The sequence below is a fragment of the Spirosoma aureum genome, assembly GCF_011604685.1.
GTDB classification, from domain to species: domain Bacteria; phylum Bacteroidota; class Bacteroidia; order Cytophagales; family Spirosomataceae; genus Spirosoma; species Spirosoma aureum.
Window position 1 is genome coordinate 3,875,687 of sequence record NZ_CP050063.1, and the last position, 20,186, is coordinate 3,895,872.

14 protein-coding genes and 1 pseudogene are annotated in these 20,186 nt (G+C 50.2%); 3 read left to right on the top strand and 12 right to left on the bottom strand.

What is annotated here, in order from left to right; genetic code table 11:
* Nucleotides 1-624 precede the first annotated feature (624 nt).
* Both G8759_RS15210 and G8759_RS15215 read left to right on the top strand, forming a co-directional pair.
* A complete protein-coding gene (locus G8759_RS15210) occupies nt 625-1,458 on the top strand; it encodes an SDR family oxidoreductase (protein ID WP_167209345.1) in 834 nt (277 codons plus the stop codon).
* A gap of 66 nt (nt 1,459-1,524) precedes the next feature.
* On the top strand, nt 1,525-2,325 hold the full coding sequence (locus tag G8759_RS15215; RefSeq protein WP_167209346.1) for a helix-turn-helix domain-containing protein: 801 nt from the start codon (nt 1,525-1,527) through the stop codon (nt 2,323-2,325).
* A gap of 331 nt (nt 2,326-2,656) precedes the next feature.
* Here G8759_RS15215 and G8759_RS15220 read toward each other — a convergent pair whose 3' ends face one another.
* On the bottom strand, nt 2,657-3,925 hold the full coding sequence (locus G8759_RS15220; RefSeq protein WP_167209348.1) for an alpha/beta hydrolase: 1,269 nt from the start codon (nt 3,923-3,925) through the stop codon (nt 2,657-2,659).
* 390 nt (nt 3,926-4,315) lie between these two features.
* On the opposite strand from G8759_RS15220, the gene G8759_RS15225 reads away from it, so the two are divergent.
* Nucleotides 4,316-6,571, top strand: a complete 2,256-nt coding sequence (locus tag G8759_RS15225) for a tetratricopeptide repeat-containing sensor histidine kinase (RefSeq protein WP_167209350.1) — start codon at nt 4,316-4,318, stop codon at nt 6,569-6,571.
* Nucleotides 6,572-6,987: 416 nt separating this feature from the next.
* Here G8759_RS15225 and G8759_RS15230 read toward each other — a convergent pair whose 3' ends face one another.
* From G8759_RS15230 to G8759_RS15280, 11 genes and pseudogenes are all read right to left on the bottom strand, one after another.
* Nucleotides 6,988-8,265: an alpha/beta hydrolase family protein gene (locus G8759_RS15230; protein ID WP_167209352.1), complete on the bottom strand. Its 1,278-nt coding sequence runs from the start codon at nt 8,263-8,265 to the stop codon at nt 6,988-6,990.
* A 22-nt stretch (nt 8,266-8,287) separates the two neighbouring features.
* Nucleotides 8,288-9,811: an FGGY-family carbohydrate kinase gene (locus tag G8759_RS15235; protein WP_167209354.1), complete on the bottom strand. Its 1,524-nt coding sequence runs from the start codon at nt 9,809-9,811 to the stop codon at nt 8,288-8,290.
* Nucleotides 9,812-9,841: 30 nt separating this feature from the next.
* The gene (locus tag G8759_RS36550; RefSeq protein ID WP_449448592.1) at nt 9,842-10,525 is read right to left on the bottom strand and encodes a hypothetical protein; all 684 of its coding nucleotides are present in this window, start codon (nt 10,523-10,525) and stop codon (nt 9,842-9,844) included.
* Nucleotides 10,526-10,537: 12 nt separating this feature from the next.
* Nucleotides 10,538-11,001: pseudogene (locus G8759_RS36555) on the bottom strand (iron-containing alcohol dehydrogenase); the annotation flags it as partial.
* A 105-nt stretch (nt 11,002-11,106) separates the two neighbouring features.
* Nucleotides 11,107-11,961 carry a class I fructose-bisphosphate aldolase gene (locus G8759_RS15250; RefSeq protein ID WP_167209360.1) on the bottom strand — a complete coding sequence of 285 codons (855 nt, stop codon included), beginning with the start codon at nt 11,959-11,961 and terminating at the stop codon, nt 11,107-11,109.
* Nucleotides 11,962-11,966: 5 nt separating this feature from the next.
* Complete coding sequence (locus G8759_RS15255) at nt 11,967-13,661, bottom strand: glycerol-3-phosphate dehydrogenase/oxidase (RefSeq protein WP_167209362.1); 1,695 nt, start codon at nt 13,659-13,661, stop codon at nt 11,967-11,969.
* Between the two features lie 4 nt (nt 13,662-13,665).
* Nucleotides 13,666-15,414, bottom strand: coding sequence for a right-handed parallel beta-helix repeat-containing protein (locus G8759_RS15260; protein ID WP_167209364.1), 1,749 nt, complete (start codon nt 15,412-15,414; stop codon nt 13,666-13,668).
* Nucleotides 15,415-15,565: 151 nt separating this feature from the next.
* The gene (locus G8759_RS15265; protein ID WP_167209366.1) at nt 15,566-16,438 is read right to left on the bottom strand and encodes a sugar phosphate isomerase/epimerase family protein; all 873 of its coding nucleotides are present in this window, start codon (nt 16,436-16,438) and stop codon (nt 15,566-15,568) included.
* Between the two features lies 1 nt (nt 16,439).
* Nucleotides 16,440-17,999, bottom strand: coding sequence for an SLC5 family protein (locus tag G8759_RS15270; protein WP_167209368.1), 1,560 nt, complete (start codon nt 17,997-17,999; stop codon nt 16,440-16,442).
* Nucleotides 17,986-19,443 carry an FAD-dependent oxidoreductase gene (locus G8759_RS15275; protein ID WP_167209370.1) on the bottom strand — a complete coding sequence of 486 codons (1,458 nt, stop codon included), beginning with the start codon at nt 19,441-19,443 and terminating at the stop codon, nt 17,986-17,988. Before G8759_RS15275 ends, G8759_RS15270 begins: the two co-directional genes overlap by 14 nt.
* A complete protein-coding gene (locus G8759_RS15280) occupies nt 19,443-20,171 on the bottom strand; it encodes an SDR family oxidoreductase (RefSeq protein ID WP_167209372.1) in 729 nt (242 codons plus the stop codon). Before G8759_RS15280 ends, G8759_RS15275 begins: the two co-directional genes overlap by 1 nt.
* Between the last annotated feature and the right edge of the window lie 15 nt (nt 20,172-20,186).

Sequence of the window (20,186 nt, forward strand, 5' to 3'; positions counted from 1 at the left end):
TGATACGCTTTAATTGGTTTTGGTTGTTAATAGTTGACTACTAATTTCAGTTACCAATAACATGCCAGCTAAGGAGAGAAGCTAAAATACGAAAACAGAATTTTGCAATCAACTGAAAATCAGTCTATTTTATAATCATTACTTTGGGTAATTAAAAAATTCAGGTACTTCATTACTCCGAAAATATCGGAGTTAACGATCATTAATTCCGTAATTCTCGGAGTGTATATACTCATTCGAAAGTTGACAGACGAAATCGTTTACTGCTATCAATAGAGCAGTAAATGACATAACTTGATTATTCCTGGGCTTTTATAGAAAACGGCATCATTTAACGTATTGACAGAATTAATGCCGGGACGCCCAAAGCTTTAGTTTTGAAAAATTAGTGCGTCGGCTATATCATTAGACGGCTTCTTCCCTTCAGCTTTTACTACCTGAGCCCTAGTCATGCCCCAACGAACGGTAGCTTACAGAACAAAGATCTTTACTTCTACCGCTTTAAGGCTATACCATTCACTCAGTCAAAATTCATACCGTCCCAACAACAAAGTAATTCCGGCCTCACAACAAAGTTGGCTCTTGATAGGAATACGAAATTTGTCGCATCAACAGTCAACGATCATGAGTAAAACAGTTTTAATTACCGGCGCATCCTCCGGAATCGGCAAAGCAGCCGCACACTATTTCGCCACCCAAGGCTGGAATGTCATCGCTACCATGCGTACCCCTGAAAAGGAAACCGAATTGGTCGATAACCAGCCTATTTTCGTAACCCGGCTCGATGTACAGCGCCCTGAAACCATCGAAACCGCAATTCAGCAGGGTATAGCACGGTTCGGACAGATCGACGTCGTCGTCAACAATGCCGGCTATGGCCAGTATGGTATTTTCGAAGCCCTTACGCCTGAGCAGGTTCACGAGCAGTTTGACGTGAATGTGTTTGGTGTAATGAATACGATCCGGGCTGTCCTGCCACATTTTCGGGCGAGGAAGCAGGGGATGATTATCAATATCAGTTCTGGCGCGGGCCGTTTTACATTGCCATTGATTTCCCTTTATAATGCATCAAAATTTGCCTTGGAAGGGTTTTCGGAAGCCTTATCGTTTGAACTGGCAGCCCTGAATATCGGGGTTAAGATCGTGGAGCCGGGTGGAACCACCACCAATTTCATCAAAGTGAGCGAAGAAAAAATCGCCCTCAAACCACTCCCCGAATACGACGGTTTCATTAATGCATCCAGCCAGATGTTTGGCCAGTTGAAGGCTATGCGACTGGCTACGGCTGAAGAAGTAGCGGAAGTGATCTACCAAGCCGCTTCTGATGGAACCGACACGTTGCGTTACCTTGTCGGAAACGATGATTTCAAGCAGCGCGTCAACAACCGACTGACTATGCCTGATCAGGATTATGTGAATTCGATCAAAGAATCGTATTTACCGTTCATGCCCGCGTAAGGCTGGCTACTCCTGCCTCTGCCTTATAGCTTCGGGGGGCAGGAGATTTTCCATTAAATTAGTACTATGGAACACACCCAGTACCCCTGCCACGTTGAACCCACCATTTCGAATGAGCAATTCATTCCCGAACATATTTTCATTTACCTCGAAACGGGATTTTTAACGGTCTATGATGGGGAGAAGACATACAACATTGAGGCTGGGGAATACGGCTTTATCAGCCGCAACCATCTTGCCAGGTATAAAAAAGGCGGGGCGAACGGTAAGGCTTTCAAATCGGTTTCGATTTATATAAGCCAGGAGTTCCTGAGAAGTTTCAGCAAGGAATATGGTTATGAAGCAGAGACGAATGAATGCTTCGGTTGCGACGCGATCATTAAACTGGAACCGCACCCATTGCTGGACAGTTATGTAAAGTCTATGCAACCCTATTTGAGCCTTACGGGCGTAGAACGCGACCATTTTATGCTGCTCAAAACCAAGGAGATCGTCCTGATCCTGTTAAAAACCACTCCGAACCTGAAAAACGTGCTGCTTGATTTTAGCGATCCCGGCAAAATAGACCTGGAAAACTTCATGAACCGCAATTTCAGGTTCAATGTGAGCCTCAAGCATTTCAGCTATCTGGCCGGACGCAGCCTCACTGTATTTAAGGATGATTTCAAAAAGACTTTTGGCACCTCACCTGGCCGCTGGTTAGTGGATAAGCGGCTGACCGAAGCGCATTTTATGCTGGCCCATTTGGGCCAACATCCTTCCGAAGTGTACCTGGAAGTAGGCTTTGAAGACCTTTCCCACTTTTCATATGTCTTCAAGAAGAAGTATGGCATCTCTCCCAGTCACCTGAAGAAAAGCCTTGCTTAAATAGCTGATAGCCGAACTGAGCCAAAGAGGCAATCCGACCATTTCTCGGGTATACGATAAAGCTATAAATTTCTTTTGTAAGAACAGATGTAGCTTTATTGACTGTGTGAAAAGTCATGCCAAACCAAACAACAAATTTTCATATTCTACCTGTTTCGCTATTCGCTTTGATAAGCCAACCAGTTTAGCCTGTGTCAAGCTACCCGACTCATTAGCCAACAGGACGATGTCTAATTGACGATCTGGATAGAGTACATTGTAACTGCCAAAACCAAATGGCCCCCTGGTGTGCAAAAGTTGTCGATCACCCGAGAGGGTCTGGGCCTATACTTTATTCCCTGAATTTCCAATAAGAAATTGGCTTTATTGCTACTTTATTAAGCCCAAATCGCTTAGAAATAGCTAAACTATGGTTTATGATCTCTGATATATCTGCTATAACGGTTCGATTCGTCCCTATGTATGAATGTCCTAAAAAGCTCGCATCAACCCCTGTCGCATCGATATAGTCAATTCCTGGTAACAATTTGGCCCCGTTAAAAGTGGCACCTAACCGTTTATAGGAATGGAAGAAGTGGGATAGCCGTATAGCTACATCAGTTGCTGAACCGTAAATAGTAACCCTTTGGCATGACTTTATTAACGAAGGAGCGATACCCTCCCGAAATGTATCTTCATCAATATCCGGTGCCGCTAAAATAACCTCTTTAACTCTTTCTTTAATTTTAGGATCTAGCTTGGAAATATTCGCTATTGCTTTAGTCATAGCCCTATTTCCCATACTATGAGCTATAATATAAACATTACGGGAAGTTGTATTTTTGAAAAAATCTAATAAAAAATCTTCCAGGTGCTTTTGCGTCCATTCAATGTTAGTTTCGTCCGTAGAGTATTGAAACGGATTATCCTGAGACGGCCAGCTGTAAAAAATAGCTGGGCCTTTAAAATCTAAATCAAAGACAATTTGTGCAGTCCTTATTGCCGCTTGGTCGAAAGAGACATTATAACCATGTATAAATAGTAATGCGTTTTTATTACTAGATTCATTAATGCGTTTAGATAATTGACTATAAAAATTATTTTTGTCTAAAAGTGTATTCTCTACTAAATGCATGTAATCATCTGTATTATAATTAACCCAATTATAGAAATTTGACGAAACGGTCTCTCCAATTTTATGATCACCAGGTATGTAGACCGAACATTGTCCATAACTTACTGTCGATCTTTCGGATCCAAATTTTATCTTTAAATTACTTTCGACTTTTTTATAATTTCGATCCGTTACAAAGTTTAAATTAACTGTATGGAACAGTTTATTAAATCGTTCTGGCTGCCAGGCTCTTTGTGGTCCATTTATTAGCTTCTCTTTGTCGCTGTTTACCTTATCCCATAAGACTGTGTTATATCTCCCTATATAAATCTCATGAATTTCATTTCTACGTTCCAGGCGAGCCAGACTATCAACAAGTAGACTATCGTTTATATTTAATTTGTCATATGATCCTTTTGATAGCTTGTTAAAGACTGGTACAGTCTTCTGCGCTAGTGTCCAATTGAAACAAAATATTATTAAAGAATATATGTATAATGCTTTCATAAATAATTGACAGTTAATCGATGGTTAAAACCGTTAAAGTATTATTGTATTCCATTCTAATTAAATAAATTATGTTAAGAGATTAAAACAGTCCATATATAATTGTTATTAATATCAGCTGTTAAAACTGATGTGGAGCAGTTATTTACTTATTCAGCTGATCACTTGCTCATAACCAGAGCGCCACATCAAAAGGTGTCTTTACGCTGGACTATTATCCTTTATAGTACTAGGACTTCCGGTAAGTGTAATCAACCGGGCTGACCTACATCGAGACTCGCCACCAGAGACCGGCATAAGCAGAATAAAAGGTCAAATTGGATAGGCTCACGGCTGTAAATCAGCAATTTACCTGTAACATAGACTGAATGCTAAAATTGTTGATGTGCCATGAGCCGTTACCGTCTCGTTTTTATTGCCGTGATTCTAGCCACTGCTTTAGACCCCACCCTGACCTGGTCTCAAGCTCAGGATCGGATTGATAGTCTGAAACGGCTACTGGTGCGTGCGCCAGCGGACACGAACCGAACCAGGGTATTGCTAAAAATCGGTCAACAATACTACGATCAGTATAAAGAAGGCCGAAAAGGTAGAAGTCATGCTACCATGCGTGAAATCCATTTTCTGTTGGATAGTGCAATTAACAATTCCGGGCGGGTTGTGAGTCAACCTGTAGCGGCTAATCAACTCCTTCAGAAAGCCGCGGCCCTCTATCTGTTAGCGAAGTGTTTTAGTTTCGGAGAAAGCTATGACTCGACCCGGACTTTCGATTACTACCAGCAGGCGCTAAAGGCCTATCAGCAACTCGGTGATAAACCCAATGCGGCCGAAGTTCTGGAAGATTGGGCTGACCTTGTTCGCTTACGAGTTGGGGCGAAAATGGCCATACCCTTATTTATGGAGGAGTTAGCCATTCGGCAATCGTACCGGGATACAACCATCTACTTGACCTTAGAGCGGATAGGAGTACTTCATCAACTAATGGGTAACTACCAACTAGCCTTGCAAGCCTATTTACAAAGCTTACGGCTAGCCGAACAAAGGAATAATTTAGAGTATCAACTCGATATTTATGGGCGCTTATCCGATATCTATGAAATAGTAAGCAATTACCAAAGAGCCATCCATTTTTCACTTAAACGACTTCACTTAATCCAAATTCAGGGGGGGGGCGAGTTGCTTACCATGCTCGCAGGACAACACAACATGTTAATGACTTTATATCAAAAAAATCATCAAGTGTCTCAAGCCCGGAAGCAGGCGTTAACCGTCATCGAGCTGGCTCGCCAGGATCCACATCACGAAAGTTTTAACCTAGCCAACTTCCTGGCCCAAAGCTACGTATTTTTAGGCCAGTATGAGCTGGCCGAACGTTTGTATAAACACTTGTTGCCTTACTATGAAAAATTAAATATCTTATCCGGAGTGGTCGATTTCAACAAGCATGTTGGCGAGTTTTACTGGCTCACCAGACGGTATGAGTTGGCCCAATACTACTATCAGAAAGCCCTGGCTGCCAGTCAGAAAGGCCGATTCCCCGACAAAACGGTCAGCATTCTTCGGGCCCTCTTCAAAATCGATTCCGCCCAGGGACACCTGCGTTCCGCCCTGCTTCATTTCCAGCTGGCGACCACCATCAACGACTCCCTCTTCAACCAGACCAAAAACCGACAGTTCGAAGAACTCCGAACCCAATACGAGACTGAACAGAAAGACAAAGACATCCGCCTGCAAAAACAACAGATTCAGGTCCTCTCCCAACAACAGCAACTCCAGAACCAGCAACTTCAACAGGACCGGCTGGTGCGTAACTCGGTGGGCCTGGGGGCCCTTATGCTCCTGTTGCTGCTGGGCCTCACCTTCAACCGCTACCGACTCAAGCAGCGCAGCAACCAGCAGTTGCAGCACCAGCATGAGCTGCTCCTCGCTCAACAGGAGCAGCTCCAGACCCAGCAAACCGAAATCCACCACAAGAACCAGCACTTACAGCGGCTACTCGACGAGAAAGAACGGCTGCTCAAGGAGATCCACCACCGGGTCAAAAACAACCTCCAGGTGGTGATGAGTCTGTTGAACTCCCAGGCCAGTTATCTCTCGGATAGGGCGGCTCTGTCGGCCATCCAGCAGAGCCAGCACCGCTTGCAGGCGATGGCTCTGATCCACCAGAAGCTCTACCAGGCCGAAGGCATCGCCCGCATCCCGATGGCTGACTATATTCAGGAGGTGGTGGCCTACCTGCGGGAGTCGTATGAGTTGCCCCAGCCCATTGGCTTTGATATGCAGGTAGAGCCCATCGAGTTGGACGTTATTCAGGCGGTGCCCTTAGGGTTGATCATCAACGAGGCCATCACTAATGCTCTCAAGTATGCCTTTCCCAAGGAGCGATCTGGAACGATCAGTGTAGTTTTTCATTGGCTCAGGCCCACCACATTTGAACTCAGGATTGCCGATGATGGGATAGGTTTACCGCCTGATTATGATCCTGCTGCTAGCCGATCATTGGGCATGACTTTGATTGAGGGCTTCAGCCAGCAATTGGGTGGTGAGTTATCGATCGGGAGTCAGGCGGGGTTAACCATAGTATTAACTTTTTCAGAGCATCAGCTGACTGCGTTGGGTTCTCCTACTGATTACAGCTACCAATAAATCGCTTCTACGGAGTGGCTCGCATAATCAGATAGCTCCTCCTGTCGATAGCTCAGGTGTCCCTGTGGTAACTCTGTCCTTATATCATACTGTTTCAAGGCTCATATGCGACTAACTGTCGTTTACGGTTATCGAAATTTTGTGCATCGGGTACAGATTCGAATCGGACGTTTAACTGAACGCTTTACTTTGACAGTTAATCTTGAAACAAATCATTCTTAAATACTAATTAGTAGTCCAATATATAGCATGTGCTGGCCTTTTATTTGTCAAAACAGCCGCTATAAGTAGGAGGGAAGCGAGTACAGAATTAAATATTAATGTCACACAAGGAAAGTGCTATGTAACATTCTCTGTAAGGGTAGTGAAGCTATTCATTCATTCTGGAATTTAACTAGAATTATCAGTAGTGTACGTTAACGTTCAAATTGGTACGCGCTCGAGACGGTCGCTCCTCGCTCATCGGTAACGTTTAGGAGCCAGATGGTCGTTTGGGCGGGGGGCGCATCCGCTATGATGCGGTTCCCGCTCACATTTGCCGGTCGGGTTTGCCAATAACGCTCCCTGTAGGGCAATGTACTGTCGGTGGTGAACGACAGGGTGGCCAGTTTAATGGGCGAGCTGCCCGACACCACAGCCTGAACCCGACCAGACCGTCGCCCGATCACTGACAGAACGGGCAATGGCGTTCCATGAGTTAAATATGAATCTACAAACCAACCTATTTCGGGGGGCGTCCACCCCTCGATGTGCCCGTGTTTGAGCGTGGTGGTGATGCTGTAATTTTTAGGGCTTTTGACCAGCGAATAGGTTCGGGAGAAGATGTTGGGTGGGTAGAACATATCATTGGTTCCATTGACCCACAGCATCGGTAGGTGGGCTTTGCCGACAAAATGCTGGGGATCATACCGCGCAGTCCAGCGTTTTTTCTGATCTGTCGTCAAGGTGCCAAACTCCTTTTCGTAGAAAAAACCGCCGGGCTGCTCAATAAATCCACACCCATACACCGGAACGGCAGCGGTAAAGCGAGGGTCTAAACCCACCACGATACAGGTCAGAAAACCGCCCCAACTTATCCCTGTAATGGCAGTGCGGCCCGAATCTACACCCGGCAAACTCCTGAGCAATGAATGCGCCCGGATGACGTTGGCTACCGCGTGGTAGACCCACTGTTTGTCCCCGGTGCTGTCAATGCTGGAAAACTTATGGAGGCTATCCTGATCAGGACCGCCGTTGGGCAGGCGCTTCCCATCAAAACCCCTGCCGCTTAAATCCATAGCCAGCGCGGCATATCCCCGCCGTGCCCACAGCTCGGCCCATTCAGCAAAGGCCTTACCCCCTCCACCGTGCACCAGGATCACACCCGGCAAGTGTTGATCCAACTCCGGTTTGCCCGCCAAGCTGCCTGGTGTGGCGTAGTAAGCGAATACGTCGGTTTTAGCAATCGATCCATAGGTTTCTCCCCTGTATACCAGCGACCGGATTCGAGAGGTATCGCTGTTCAGCCAGCGCATAGTAGGCGTTTGGAACAAGGTCCGAAGATTCCACAAAGCCGCAGGATTGGACTGAGCCCCGGCGGACATTGTCATAACCAGCAGAAAAATCGTGGCACAGTGTCCTTGACAAGCTATTTTCTTGAGATCAGTAAGCACGTTCTGCAATTGACGAAGATAAGTTAGTGCGAAAAGAAGCATACGTGTAGTTTGGTTCGGATTATTAGTGTGCCATGATTCCATTCCAGGGCTCGCTCATCGTCTGAATGAGGTGCTTGTATACTTGATAATGGAGTTGATACAAGGCCAGCCGTTCGGGGTTGGGTTCATACGTCCGGCTGACGTGGACAATCTGCCGAGTGGCATCGGCATAGTTCGCCCAGACGCCCACTCCAATACCGGCAGTCAGTGCAGCGCCTAAGGCACCCGTTTCTCCGCTTTGCGGCACCTCTACCCGAACACCGAGTGAATCGGCAAATAGCTGACACAACACTGGACTGCGGGCACCTCCACCCGTCAACCGAACGGAATCGAACGAAGCCGCGCCCCCCTGCCGTAATTTCTCGACATGGCTTAAATGGCTGAACACGACCCCTTCATACAATGCACGCAAAATGTCGGCTCGTGTGTGCCAGCCCGCCAGTCCGTATAGCCCCGCTCGGGCATTGGCATGTACATTGGAACCGTGCAGAAACGGATGATACACAATCGGGGACTTGTCATTGCGGGGCAGTGCCGATACCGCTTCATCACATACGGTATAAACCGTTACGCCCCGGCGTTCGGCTTCTAGTCGCTCTTCGGCGCAAAATTGGGTAATGAACCATTCCAGATTCGTGACCGATGTAGCGCTGGCCTCCAGACACAGCCAATGGTCGGGTACGGCGGCAATGGCAGTCATCGCCAGGTCGGGGTTGACCAATGGTATGCGCGTCAGCACACTATTGACGCTCCATGATCCCGCAACCAGACAGGCTTGCCCCTCTTCCACAACCCCGCTGCCAATCATGCTGGCGTTGGCATCGAGCAGCCCCGCAACGACCGGTGTTCCGACCAGAAGGCCCGTTTGGCGGGCGGCTACGGGTGTTACATTTCCAATCACATCGAAACTTTGATGGAGCGAGGGCAAGGCGTAGTAGATGTCCGCTAAATCGTACAGTGCCAGTAGGTCACGGCTATACTGTCGTTGGCACACATCGAGCAGATTGGTCGCACTCATGTCCGAATAGTCGGTGGCAATCTGGCCAGTCAGGCAGTAATTCAGGTAATCTTTGCAAAGCAGAACCGCCCCGATTTGCGCGTAGGTTTGGGGTTCATGTCGTTTTAACCAGACCAGCAGTGTGTTAGTCTGAGCTGCCCAAAATGCCTGTAGCGTATAGGGGTAAACTCGTTCCAGTAGGTTTGACGCGGCCCACTCGGCACATATGCCCGCGCCCCGGCAGTCGAGCGATTGAATACCCCGCAATGGTTGCCCAGACCGGTCGAGGAGGTACAGTCCGTTGCCGTGTCCAGTGTTCCCAATAGCAGCAATCTGCTCCGATTTGATACCAGCCCTGTCGATCACCTCATGGATTGTACGGGCAGTTGCCTGCCAAAGTTCGGTCATGTTTCGTTCGCTCCAGCCCGGCTGTGGGTAATGCGTGGCAATTTTGCATGAAGCAACCTGCACCTCACGGCCCGTGACGTCGAACAGTACGGCTTTGCAGACGGTGTTGCCATTGTCTAAACCAAGCAAGTATCGGCTCATGGAAACAAACGGGTTAGGAATAAATTGGCTCTACCAGGCTTGTCGATACAAAGCCACTATCTCGTCGGCGTTCGGTACGATCGGGTTGTTCTGGGGGCTGCCGGAGGCCAGGGCGTCGGATGCCATTTTTTCAATAGACTGCTCAAAAACGGCTTTTTCTACGCCCGGGCAATCCTGCAACCGGGGGATTTTCAAAGCCTGATTCTGACGCTCCAGTCCCATTAATAAAGCCTCACAGGCGGCTTCGTCCGACGTGCCGATCTGAGCTAGCGCCATTGTCCGGGCTATCGTAGCGTATCGGTCTGGAGCGCCGGAAACCGAAAACCGGGTTACCGCTGGCAACAGAACGGCATTACTTAAGCCGTGCGGCAGATGGAACTGTACGCCGAGGGGCCGGCTCATGCCGTGTACCAGACAGACACTGCTGTTCGTGAACGACATCCCGCCTACACAAGCTGCCAGGGCCATACCTTCGCGGGCTACCCGGTTCGCAGGTTCGAGCCAGGCGGTATACAGGTGTCTGGCAACCAGATCAATGCATGTTAAAGCAAGCGGATCGCTCAGGGCATTTGCCTTCCGCGATACGTACGCTTCCATCCCATGCGTAAGCGTATCGACCCCAACGTGAGCGGTCAGCGACGGGGGCATGGACAGGCTAAGTTCGTAATCAACCAGCGCGACGGTGGGCATCAGGTGGGCGTCGAAAATCATCATTTTTACGTTCCGTTCAGTATCCGTAATGACCGCCACCTTGGTGGCTTCGCTGCCCGTTCCGGCGGTGGTCGGAATGGCGATCAGGGGCAATCCGGCGTTTTTAATTTTGTGGTAACCCATATACTGATGAAGGGGTGCTTCATTCATCCTCATGATGGCCATGGCTTTTGCCGCATCCATCGGGCTGCCCCCCCCACGGCTACAACAACATCCGCTTCGTGGTCAATCAATTCGGCCAGACCATCCAGCACGTTCTGCTCCGTCGGGTCTGGTTGTACAGCACTGAACACCGCTACCGCCAGACCCGCCTGTCGGAGTGGTTCTGCCAGTGCCTGCACTAAACCAGTCTGTTCAAGGTACGAATCAGTCACGAAGAATACCCGCCGGGCACCGATGCGTGCCAGTTGCGGAAGCAATTCCCTGCTGGCACCTGCGCCGTGGATAATGGTTTGGGGTGTGTTGAACTGATAGCTCATTATATCCTGTCTGGTTGTCTTTGCTAAATAGCCTACCCGACTATTTTTACTGCTTTCGGGTGAGAAAAGACGCTACTTACGGACTGGTCTTAAGTTTTCGCCTATCTACTTTGGTTCGTTTGTCTGGTAAATAGCCCATGCCTCAGCCGGGGTTGCGTTTTGGTGAATCATCGCCATAAACGCCTTCACAATTTGCGTAGGATTTGGATGTTGGTATATGTTGCGGCCATAGACAAGCCCCCGGGTTCCCTGCTGCAAAAAATCGTAACTTTTCTGAAATATCGCTTCCAGACCCTCCTTGCCCCCACCTCGTACCAGCACCGGACAACGGGCGGCTTCGACGACTTCGTGGTAATCCCCGACGTGTTCAGTCGGGTCTGCTTTGATGATATCGGCACCCAGTTCACGGGCTTGCCGTACCAGTGGTATAATGAGTTTTTTATTCCCATCAACCTGATAACCACCCCGTCTGGCATTGGGCGCCATTACCAGCGGCTCGATCATCAGCGGCATCCCGTATTTATCGCATTCCGAGCGGATTCTCGCAATGTTTCGAATACTCTGGCGGTGCAAATCAGGTTCGTTGGGCAGTAGCAGCAGATTACAGACCACACAGGACGCATCCATCCGAAGGGCTTCCAGGAGCGGCTCATTTTCGTTCTGCAGCGCGCTGAACATTACCCGGTGTGTTTCGGCGTTGTACGGATTGCCGACGTCCACCCGCATCACAAGGGCTGGTTTGTACTTGCCGGGAATACGCTGCAAAATGTCACTTTGACCGTAGTTGGTCTGAATTGCATCGGGTCCGGCAGCGACCAGTTGCGCTACGACCTGCTCAATATTTTCCAGCCCATCCAGGAAACTATACTCGTTAAAAACGCCGTGGTCGATGGCCACATCCAGGCAGCGGCCCGATTCGTTGAACATCCGGTTAAGCCGGACTTTTGCCGTTTGATACATGCTAATCAGGATAAATAAAGTTGATGGTTTCGGGCCAAAATGGCTAATGTTCGGTCAATTTCGGCTTGCCTGTCGGCCGAAGAAAGCGTCAGACAGTCGGCCAGAATTCCGGCGAGTTCGTGGAGCAGAGGACGTGTCAGTTCACCCGCCAGTGCCATGACGGTTCGGCGCAGGACCAGATCGTCCAGATGCTGTACAAACTCCCACCGAATCAGATAGTCGATTTCCCGCCGACTGTAGCCCGTATGGTGTTTCAATAGCGCGTCGGGGGCCTCCTGCAAATAGGCCGCTACGGTTTCCGCCACCGTACCGTATCGAAACAACAGCGTGTCAATTCGGGAAATCGTCAGTCCGCTCTGGTTGCTTACGCGCTCAGTCCAGCGCTGGCGATCCAGGTCAGTTTTTGGGAAATTGATACCGCCCCCAATGGACAGATCCGTACTACTGGCCTGGCGGAGTCGGCCGAGCCGTTGCAGAATCTGGTCAGCCGTTTGTTCGCTGAATGCCCGAAAAGTCGTCCATTTCCCGCCTACCAAATTCAGGATAGGAAATGGCTGGAAAGCATTTGGTTCGACTATTTGAAGGTTGTGATCACGGCTTATCTGGGCATTTTGAACGCTTCCCTGCGCACTGGGTAGCGGGCGAACCCCCGAATACCGAAACACAATCTGGCTGGGGTCAAGCTCAAGGGTAGGAAACACCTGTCGCACACAGGCGAGCATGTAGTCGGCTTCTTCATCAGTGCAAACGGCCTCATCGGGATTGGTGATATTTATGTCGGTCGAGCCAATCATCACCTTGCCATGCAGCGGAAACAGAATACAAATGCGACCTTCATCGGTTTCATAATACACCATCTGCCCCTTGGTTGCCGCCATCAGAACCGGGTTATCGACCATTAGGTGCGACCCTTTGGTTCCCCCGATGAACCGGGTTTTCTGACCCAGTGCCTGATTGGTCAAGTCAATCCAGGCGCCCGTTGCATTCACCACTACCTGTGGGCGGACCGAAAACGGTTCGCCGGTTTGTTCGTCGCGAAGCCAGACTTCTCCGTTGCGGCTTTCAGTGGCCGAGACATAATTCAGAGCACTACCGTTGGGATTCAGCGCCTGCCCATCCTGAATCAATTCTATACCGAGTCGTTCAGGAAACGAAATCCATGCATCATAAAACAACGCTGTACCGATAATTCTGGGATCTAAGAGGGGGCGTTCCTGCAACGCTTTGGTTCGGCTGCTGAATGCATGTGGGGGCATAATCCGCTGATTGCGCGTGTAGATGTCGTACATCAGCAGCCCCAGTTTGACGATGAAAGCGCCCCGTGGCGCATTACTGGCTTTCCGGCCCAGAAACTTCCGGACGCCGTTGACAATCCCCGACGTCCAGTGATAAATAGGAATTACGGTCGGCAGAGGTTTTACGTAATGAGGAGCATTCTGGAGGAGTCGGTTCCGTTCGGCAAGACTTTCCCTGACCAGCCGCACTTCCCGATTTTCCAGATACCGCAGTCCTCCATGAATCATGCGGGACGGCGCGGCACTGGCCCCAGCCATGAAATCCCGCCTGTCGATCAGCAGCGCGTCCACTCCCTGAAGACACAGTTCTCGAAACAAGCCCGAGCCGTTGATGCCCGCCCCAATAATCAGGACTGGAATCTGGGGGTTCCTCCGCAAATGTGCAATGGTTGCCTGTCGCTCCATAGTTCTATTTGAGTAAGCCATATTGCTCTGGATGATCAGGGCTGCTGTCAACGACCTGAAGCAAAAATACCTTAGGATTCCGGGTTACCTGCATGACGTTTTTTCCAGCCTGACCGTTGTTATCGTGTGCGTTCACACTACTCAGAATGTTCTGGTGAAACTTATAAAATAAGTCGTTAACGCGCTCGACGTGGTTGTTGGACAACTCAAAATAACTACTGCCTTCGTCGTTATACACACCTTCGCTCAGTCCCGGTCCTCCACCCATGTCATGTACCCAGTTATTCGAAATTTTCGAACCTCTCTGCTGACCAGCGGTGTAAATCCCTCCGCCGTCGCTCAGGTACTGCATCCCGTTTCTGACTTCGTTCCACTCGATGAGATTTTCATACGTCTGATTCGCTAGTGTGTCCCAGCGCCAGCCCATGCTGATGCCCGTGTACGGAAAATCTTCCAGCAGATTGTGGGTCAGCTTGTTATGGTGAGCGTAGCCAATGAGAATACCCACTGAACCGTGGTCGGTGGTAGCGAAGGTTTGTAAGTGATTGTTATGCACAACGTTGGCTGACGGAACAGCCGCCGAATTCCGGGGCACGTAATGCAGTGGATGCCCTTCACCAACGTAGCCCGATCGCCAGCCAATCTGGATGACGTTGGCCCCGATATCTTCGAACTGATTGTGCTGAATCCGATTTCTCTGGCATCCATCGCCCAGCACAATGGCCCCTTCGCCCAAACGGGTGAACAGACAATCGGTCACTTCGCAATCGGTCGCCCAGGTCATCATCAGCGCAGTCGGTGGCGCATAAACCGCCTTTCCTTTTTCAGTGCCCCAGTAGCCCGCCTGAATTCCTTTGCGTTCGAGGCCGGGCATTATCCATTCGGTATGGGCAATGGTTATTCCTTCCAACCGAATATTCCTCAGCGGTTTCTGCTCGGTTCCTTTTATAGAAAAAATCGTTTCGACAAAAGGGTAGACGAACGACAGTTGAGCGGGCGATTGAGACGATTGGTAGTAGAGCGTTTGGCTGAGTGAATCCAGAAACCATTCGTTATCCGTATCCAGAAATTCCAGGTGATTCTCGAAATAGATACGGTCAGTCAAGTCCATTTTCCGTCCGCTGCACTCCGGGCCTGGCTCCGTCATGGTGAACACCGCTCGGTTCGCCGGGTCAAATCGAGCGACTTTTTGCCGCAGCCAATGCCACCAGGCAGTAGCGTGCATCTCGACGCCTTTCAGGTTGGCAAAGCGAGCAGGAAAGGGTTTGTTGAGGACCAATCGTTTGGCCTTCGTCTGGATGGTATCCGGCTGAAACCACTGCGATGACCACATACCCGCGTTCGGGAAACGGGCGCGGGTGGCGCGTTTGCCGTTAACAAACAACTGCCGGAAATACATCGGCACGCGAGTTTTCCAGCGATTGGCACTTACTTTCTCCCAACGGGACTGAATGGTTTTTCCGCCACTGATGACTGGCGTTTCGTTTACGTAAGCTTTAATCGTTAGGTCGCTCCGGTCAATCTGCAGGGATTTTGCCACTGCATACGTGCCTTCACGCAGTATAATATCGGTTGGTTTGGTGGTGCCTGATGCGGCTAACAACGCTTTTTCGAGGGAAGCAAACGGGCTGTTCAGCGTACCTGCATTGGCATCGCTCCCTTTGGGCGACACATAAAAAACCGGCTTCGGCTGGCTATTGACAATCGTCGGGAGCAGCAGCGTCAGCCACGTCAACAAAACCAACTTATTCATCGTCAAGTAAGATATAGGGTTAGGGTACGACCGAATAGAATCTGAATAGAATAGAATAAACGTAAACAAACTGATGCAGATCAGCCAGTTTGGCTGATCGATGGAGCGAAGACGTTAGCTCCATCAATCAACTGAGCACCATCGCATACCATCAAACCAGTCGATACGAAATACCGAGTTTGTCGAGATACATCAGACTTCGCCGGATACCTGCCGGTACATCGTCCAGCGGTTCGTACTCAATAAGGCAAACGCCGTCGAAAGCCAGTTGCTCAAACACCGGACCATAGTCTAAATCGTCGTCACCAATGGCGCAGGCGACCCAGCCATCATCTTGCTGCTTCCAGTCTTTCAGGTGGCAGTAATTGATGCGCGGATTTAGTTGCGGCAGTAAAAAAGTCTTATCGTCGGGCGCAACGGCTTTCAGATTGCCGGGGTCGAAATTAAAGCCAATGGCGGGCGGCAATTCGGCCAGAAGGCGCTGGACGTCAGTAGATTTAGTGCTCACCGTATGCCGGTGCCGGGCAACACCACGCGACCAGTCGAGGTTACCATGCGTTTCAATGGCTAGTTGCAGATTGAGCGACTGGCAATCGGACTGGCAAAGCGTAAAGGCCTCAAACATGCGTTGCCAGATGGCTTCGGTCATTTCCTCAGAAGGCGTAAATCCGGCAAAAAGCCGGACGTGGGTAGCCCCCAGTAGTTTAGCCTCAGGCAGTAACCGACGCACGTAAGTGACCATTTTCTGATGTTTTTTCGCATCAGGTAGTGTAAAATCATTTTCCAGACAACAGAACGGAGTACGGATGTCATAATCCTGACTCAGCGCACTAAACTGATGATGATCAGCCTTGGTCAGTTCATCGGGCAAACGACCGTTTTGTCCGCCCCCGATACCGAATTCGAGGGTTTTAAAGCCCAGTTGTTTGGCGATTCGGAAATGTTCTTCCATCGGCATTTCCCGAAATCCCCACTCTCCGCACCCAATTTTCAGGCTGCGGTCACTTAGTACCGTAGTTGACATATCAGCTAAAAAAAAGATATAAACTCGTCATGATTATGCTCAACACTGCCCATCCCCAGCGCAGGGAAGGCGCTAACCACTGCTGTTGCTGATTATACTCCCCCCAGTTAAATATGGGACGCGCTTTCCCATCCCGGTCTGGAAACAGGTAGGACATTACAATGAGCAGAATGCTCAGACCGACGAAGAGGTAAAAGGAAATCAGAAAGAAATTCGGATAAAATGCCTTGCTTGGGTACTGCGAGAGGTAGCCAATGCTCAGCACGACGCAGGGAATATTGCCAACAACGAGGGTATAAAAAGCCGCTTTCGAAGAAATACGCTTCCAGAAAACGCCCCAGATAAACACGGCAACCAACGACGGGCACAGAAACGAGAAGATTGAATTGATTTTCTCGAACAGATTGAATCCCTGCACCCGGTCCAGGGCCAGCGCAATGCCTGACGCCAGCAGGGCCAGGCCAGCAATGACCCAACGTCCCTGGGCCACAGTCGGCGTTTGCTGATTGCGACGCAGCGACGGCAGAATGTCGAGCGTGAAAATGGTGCTGCCCGAATTGAACATCGCCGTAACGGTACTGACCAGAGCCGCTGTCAGTACCGAAATCGCCAGGCCGATGAGCCCGTGCGGCAAGTACTGGTAGACCATACTCAAAAACGCTTCATCGGGTTTGTGCAGGTCAGTCAGGGCAACTTTCGCGATAATACCGGGCAGAATAAATAGAATTGGCACCAGCAATTTAAGGTAGCTTAGAAACAACACCCCTTTCTTACCTTCTTCTAAACTTTTGGCACCCAGCGTACTTTGAACTATATTTTGATTGGCGCACCAGTACCAGACGGACATAATCGGATAGCCGACAATGATGGCTTGCCAGGGATAATTTGGGTCGTCGCCCGAGCGCAGAAGTTTCCAGTAATCGGGGGGTAGTTTCTCACTAAAAACCGACCAGTCAGGGAGTTGATTCAGGGCATTAATCCCAATCAGACTACATACGACAATCATAACAATCGACTGGAACGAGTCGGTGAGGGCAACCGCTTTCAGCCCGCCCAGAATGGTGAAACTAACCGAAATCAGAGTCATAATGCCCACACACTGCCAGACTGGAAGCGACAGCAACTGGCTGGTTAAGAGCGAGCCCGCGTACAAAACCGATCCCGCCCCGATGGAAACCTGAAAAAATACAAACCACGACAACGCCCGTCGACACGATTCATTGTACCTGCGCAGCATAAACTGGGGCATCGTCTGGATATCGTGTTTAAGGTAGTAGGGTAGAAAAACGACGCTGAGCAACAGCAGGTACAGCCACGCAAACCACTGAAAATTACAGGCCACCATCCCGTAGGAATAGGCTAGACCGCAGGCGCTGATGATGTTGAGCGGACTGATGTTGGTCCCGAAAATAGACAGGCCAATGGTTTTCCATCCCAGCGATTTTCCAGCCAGAAACAGGTCAGCCGATTTCTTCTGCCGGTTCGTGAAACTCACCCAAAAACCCAGCCCGATCAGAGCCAGCATGTAAAAAACGATGACCCCAATATCAACTGTGTTCATTAGCCAGGTAAGTCAGTAAGTCGGCGGGTAACGGATTGGTGAGTTGAACGTGTTGCTGCACCAGCAACGACCGTAAGTCGGCGTAAGGCACATCGGAAACGGCGATCTGCTGATTTTTTGCCAGCCAGGCAGCGGTTCCGGCGGCTTGCCCGAGCTGCATCATCGTCCTGGACAAACGGCAACTGGAGGCCGCCAATGAACTAAAACTAGCCGCTCGGGACGCAATAAGCAGATTGTCGAATCCTTTCGGAATCAGACACCGGAACGGCACGCCATATGGTTCGTCAAGCTCAGCACAACCCGCCCGTCCGGTACTTTTGCCGTGCGTATCCAGCGCATGGTCGGCAATTGTGATGATGTCGGACTCCTGTTGGTTGGATAAACCAGCGCGTATAGTCTGCTCCGTCAGCACGTATTCGCCCAGCACCCGGCTGCTTTCCCGAATGCCTAAAGCGGGAGCCATCCAGTCCAATGAAAACGAACGATATGGTATATACGTAGTCTGCACATGGTGCCAGTGAGCCAGCACTCTGCGCTGACATTCGGAATAGGCAGTCTGCCGGTCGGGATACCCTATCAGGTCGATACCTTCCATCGTCGGCAGCATATTCACATTCAAATCACCGTTGGGATATTGCACGATGCTGGCCACCGGAAAATCATCGGCCCACCAGCAGTCGGCTGGAATTTCGTCGGGCAACGGGTCAACAGCGGACTCACGTTTGGGCGTTACCCGGTAAATCAGTGTCACGCCGTTCCGCTTATGAGTGGCCTCGTCAGGGGCACTTGGTTCGCCAAATGTAGCGCTCGACTCCTGCCCGGAAAGCAGCGTACAGCCCACTGACCGGCACAGAACTCCGCTATCGGTACTGTCGATATAGCTCAATGCCGAAAAGGTTTCGCCATTCGTAAGCTCGATGGAGTTGATATGCCCGTTCGAGTAATGGACTTGCCCAAACGAGGTCTCTTTCAGTATCAGACAGTTACCTGTTTCGGTCAGCATATCTTCGACAACGCGTTGGTAGACGGCCGGTTCGAAAGGAACACCGTGCCAGTATTGCCGCACAAATGATTCGTTCAGGATGCCCGTTTCAGAGCCATACCGACGCAAGCTGTCGAGGTAGTTCAGCGACGGGTCGATCACCAGTTCGGCACCCGGATGCACCGGTGTTTCACCTTTGGGAATTTGCCATTTGCGGTGTTTCGCAAATCGATAGATGCCTACGGCCTTCGGAAACTGCTTCATCTGTTTATAGATGTCGAACGGAATCCCGGTTCCTCCGATGCCCATTTCCCAGACGGACACTCCACTGACGGCGGCATTGCCCCCAAGCTGGCTGGCCTGTTCGACCAGTACCACCGACGCACCCAGCCGCGCGGCCGACAGGGCAGCACCAATGCCACCGCTCCCCGCGCCAATTATCAGTAAGTCAACATGCTTCATCAGTAGGCCTGAATTTCCTGAACCAGTGGTAACAAGCGCATTTCGGGAATGACCAGATGCGCCGGTAATAAACAAATGTCGGTTACCACGTTGCCAATGTCGATTGGGTGAATGGCTTTTGCGGCTGTTTCGGCGTCGAACTCGTCTAGATTAGAGGCTTCCTTGAAACCGGTGGCTCCCCAGGAAGGCACGAGCGAGGTAACGCGAACACCAAAGGGCCGCAACTCAACGTACAGATGTCGGGTAAGTTGGTCCAGACCCGCTTTGGCCGCTCCGTAAACGCCCCAGCCGCTCCAGGCCTGCACGGCGCAAATCGACGAGATATTGATAATAATCCCGTCGCGCTGGGTCCGCATCAGTTGGGCAGCTCGTTTGCTGCCCAGAATGGCCCCGGTGAGATTCAGGGCAATCGTCTGCTCGATGGCTGCATCCGACTGGTCGGCGATGTCAACAATATCACCACCCGCTCCGGCATTGTTGACCAGAATATCCAGCCGGTTATGCTGTAGTCGGATAAGGTCAAAAACGGTATCCCAGTCACTGGCCTTCGTAACATCGGCAACCACAGCGATGGCACCAATTTCAGTCGCCACCGCCCGAAGTTTATCTTCCTGCCGCGCCGTGATGTAGACCGTTGCCCCGGCTTGCCTGAGTTGGCGGGCAATCCCGACGCCGAAACCCGATGACGCTCCGGTTATCAGAGCTACTTTGTTCTGTAAAGCAGACATTTAACGTATTGTTTA

What these genes read in the sequence shown, in the direction of transcription:
- G8759_RS36550 (WP_449448592.1), bottom strand. Translation starts at nt 10,525, where the DNA reads ATGATGATTTTCGACGCCCACCTGATGCCCACCGTCGCGCTGGTTGAT.
- G8759_RS15215 (WP_167209346.1), top strand. Translation starts at nt 1,525, where the DNA reads ATGGAACACACCCAGTACCCCTGCCACGTTGAACCCACCATTTCGAAT.
- G8759_RS15280 (WP_167209372.1), bottom strand. Translation starts at nt 20,171, where the DNA reads ATGTCTGCTTTACAGAACAAAGTAGCTCTGATAACCGGAGCGTCATCG.
- G8759_RS15265 (WP_167209366.1), bottom strand. Translation starts at nt 16,438, where the DNA reads ATGTCAACTACGGTACTAAGTGACCGCAGCCTGAAAATTGGGTGCGGA.
- G8759_RS15260 (WP_167209364.1), bottom strand. Translation starts at nt 15,414, where the DNA reads ATGAATAAGTTGGTTTTGTTGACGTGGCTGACGCTGCTGCTCCCGACG.
- G8759_RS15230 (WP_167209352.1), bottom strand. Translation starts at nt 8,265, where the DNA reads ATGCTTCTTTTCGCACTAACTTATCTTCGTCAATTGCAGAACGTGCTT.
- G8759_RS15210 (WP_167209345.1), top strand. Translation starts at nt 625, where the DNA reads ATGAGTAAAACAGTTTTAATTACCGGCGCATCCTCCGGAATCGGCAAA.
- G8759_RS15255 (WP_167209362.1), bottom strand. Translation starts at nt 13,661, where the DNA reads ATGGAGCGACAGGCAACCATTGCACATTTGCGGAGGAACCCCCAGATT.
- G8759_RS15220 (WP_167209348.1), bottom strand. Translation starts at nt 3,925, where the DNA reads ATGAAAGCATTATACATATATTCTTTAATAATATTTTGTTTCAATTGG.
- G8759_RS15250 (WP_167209360.1), bottom strand. Translation starts at nt 11,961, where the DNA reads ATGTATCAAACGGCAAAAGTCCGGCTTAACCGGATGTTCAACGAATCG.
- G8759_RS15275 (WP_167209370.1), bottom strand. Translation starts at nt 19,443, where the DNA reads ATGAAGCATGTTGACTTACTGATAATTGGCGCGGGGAGCGGTGGCATT.
- G8759_RS15225 (WP_167209350.1), top strand. Translation starts at nt 4,316, where the DNA reads ATGAGCCGTTACCGTCTCGTTTTTATTGCCGTGATTCTAGCCACTGCT.
- G8759_RS15270 (WP_167209368.1), bottom strand. Translation starts at nt 17,999, where the DNA reads ATGAACACAGTTGATATTGGGGTCATCGTTTTTTACATGCTGGCTCTG.
- G8759_RS15235 (WP_167209354.1), bottom strand. Translation starts at nt 9,811, where the DNA reads ATGAGCCGATACTTGCTTGGTTTAGACAATGGCAACACCGTCTGCAAA.